The 2230-nt window shown below is 68.7% G+C and carries 3 protein-coding genes and 1 pseudogene; all 4 read left to right on the top strand.

Going from position 1 to position 2230, the window contains the following annotated elements:
- Positions 1-369: 369 nt before the first annotated feature.
- Positions 370-1005 (top strand): ParA family partition ATPase, encoded by a 636-nt coding sequence (gene parA, locus ENN83_RS05890; protein ID WP_287185154.1) that lies wholly within the window; start codon positions 370-372, stop codon positions 1003-1005.
- A 64-nt stretch (positions 1006-1069) separates the two neighbouring features.
- On the top strand, positions 1070-1477 hold the full coding sequence (locus ENN83_RS05895) for a universal stress protein (protein ID WP_287185156.1): 408 nt from the start codon (positions 1070-1072) through the stop codon (positions 1475-1477).
- A 27-nt stretch (positions 1478-1504) separates the two neighbouring features.
- Positions 1505-1826, top strand: a pseudogene (locus ENN83_RS05900) (antibiotic biosynthesis monooxygenase family protein).
- Between the two features lie 83 nt (positions 1827-1909).
- Positions 1910-2230, top strand: a 321-nt coding sequence (locus tag ENN83_RS05905) for a hypothetical protein (RefSeq protein WP_287185159.1), incomplete at its 3' end; no start/stop codon positions are given.

Below are 2230 nucleotides of genomic sequence, written 5' to 3' on the forward strand. Positions count from 1 at the left end.
CGCATTCAGCCCGTATTCGGCATAGACCGAGCTGTAATTCGCGCCCGATCCGGCGATCTCCTGCGAAAAGGCCAGCATCGCCGCGCCATCCTCGCGCAGCCAGGCCCCCGCCTGCGCCAGCGGTGCGACGAGCGGCCAGAATGTCAGCGCCAGCAGGGCGGTCCATCGCATCGCGCATTCCCCCGTGGGGCGAGCCTTCGGGCAGAATAATCCACCTTTCGTTGTGGGCTAGCCTCCGGCGGCATTTCGCCGGCGCGCGCGGTGCCGCGGCCACAGGGGCGGGGGCCGATTTGGGGCTGGGCAAGGTCGGCGGCGCGCCCTCTGCTGCGGCGCGGCAGAAAACTCGGGCCGCAGAGGGTTGTAGCGGGCATGACCGGCACGATCATCACCATCGCGCAGCAGAAGGGCGGGGCGGGCAAGACGACGCTCGCGGCCAATCTGGCCGTCGAATTCGCGCGCCAGGGGCTGGGCGTCGCGCTGATCGACACCGATCCGCAGGGCAGCCTCGGCCGCTGGTTCATGGCCCGCCTCAAGGGGCGCGAGACGCCGGACATGGAGTTTTCCACCGCCTCGGCCTGGGGCGTGGAATATGAATGCGCGAAACTCGCCCGTGCCCATGACGTCGTGCTGATCGACACGCCGCCCAAGGCCGACAGCGACCTGCGCCCCGCCCTGCGCGCGGCCGATCTGGTGCTGGTGCCCGTGGCGGTCAGCCATGTGGATCTGTGGGCGAGCGAGGGTGTCCTGGATCTGGCCCGGCGCGAGGACAAGATGGCGCTGGTGGTGCTGAACCGGATCAAGGCGGGCACAAGGCTGGCCGCCGAGGTCGCCGAGACCGCCGCCGGTCTTGCCGCCACGTTGGCGGTTGCCCGGCTGGCCAACCGCGTCGCCTATGCCGAGACGCTGGGCCATGGCCAGGGCGTGCAGGAGGCCGCGCGGCGCAGCCCGGCCGCCGCCGAGATCGCCGCGCTGGCCGACGAGGTGCTGGCCTTCGCGCGGGCGTGACCTGGGTCAAGGTTGCATCTTCCCGGCTTTGCCATTCTAGATAGGGCGAGGGAGGGCAGACCCCATGTACAACAACATTCTCGTTCCCGTCGCCGTCGATCACGGGTCCCAGCTTGACGACGTGATCGCGCTGGCCCGCAAGCTGCGCGCCGAGGGCGGCAGCATCACCGTGCTGACCGTGGCCGAGGCGATCCCGCCCTATGTGGCGCAATATCTCGCCGCCGATCAGGAGGCGCAGACCCGCGAGGCGATCCGCACCGACCTGGCCGGCGATCTTCGGGACGCCCCCGATGTCGAGATCCGCGTGGTCACCGGCCATGCCGGGATCACCATCGTCGATTATGCCGAGACGCATGACATCGACTGCATCGTGATGCAGTCACACCGGCCGGGGCTGAAGGATTACTTCCTCGGCTCGACCGCCGCCCGGGTGGTGCGCCACGCGCCCTGCTCGGTGCATGTGCTGCGTTAGTTCCACGAGACCCAAGCGGAGGTTCCCATGCCCACCATATCGCGCAGCGCCGAGTTGCAGACGGTCATCACCACCTTCGAGGTGACCCCCGGCACCTGCCAGGACCTGCTGTGACGAATTGCAGGACGCCTATCGCAACTTCATCTCGAAACAGCCCGGCTTCATCGGGGCGGGGCTGCATGTCAACGACGCCCAGACCCGGATCGCCGATTATTCGCAATGGCAGCGGCGCGAGGATTTCCAGGCGATGCTGCGCTCGGACGAGATGCGCGCGCGCAACCGACGCTTTGCCGAACTGTGCAAGAATTTCGAGCCGGTGATGTACGAGGTCTTCGACAGTTTCAACTGACCCGGCCTTGACCGGCGTCAATGCAGATCCGTCCGTGCCGGACCACACAGGACCAGACCGCGCCAGACCCGCAGGTGCCGCCGATGCCGTCGCTTGCCCGTTCCGCCCTGCTTGCCGCCGCGCTTGCGCTTGCCCCCGTCGCGGCCCAGGCGCAGCAGCTTGTCGGGGAATATGTGGCCGTGATCGGCCCGCAGGATCTCTGCAATTCGCGCGGCGAGCGGCTGCGCGAGCCCTGGCAGATCCTGCGCCAGGACCGCGCCAATTTCCACCGTTTCGGGCAGCGCGACCCGGGCGACGAGGGCGATCCGTTCCTCGCCGACGCGAACAACCGCGCGGCGATGAAACGCATGCTGATGGGCGGCCGGATCGACCCGGTCGCCGCGCGCAGCATCGTCGCGGGCGGC

Origin of the sequence: Rhodovulum sp. (assembly GCF_011048875.1) — a bacterium.
GTDB classification, from domain to species: Bacteria; Pseudomonadota; Alphaproteobacteria; order Rhodobacterales; family Rhodobacteraceae; genus Rhodovulum; species Rhodovulum tesquicola.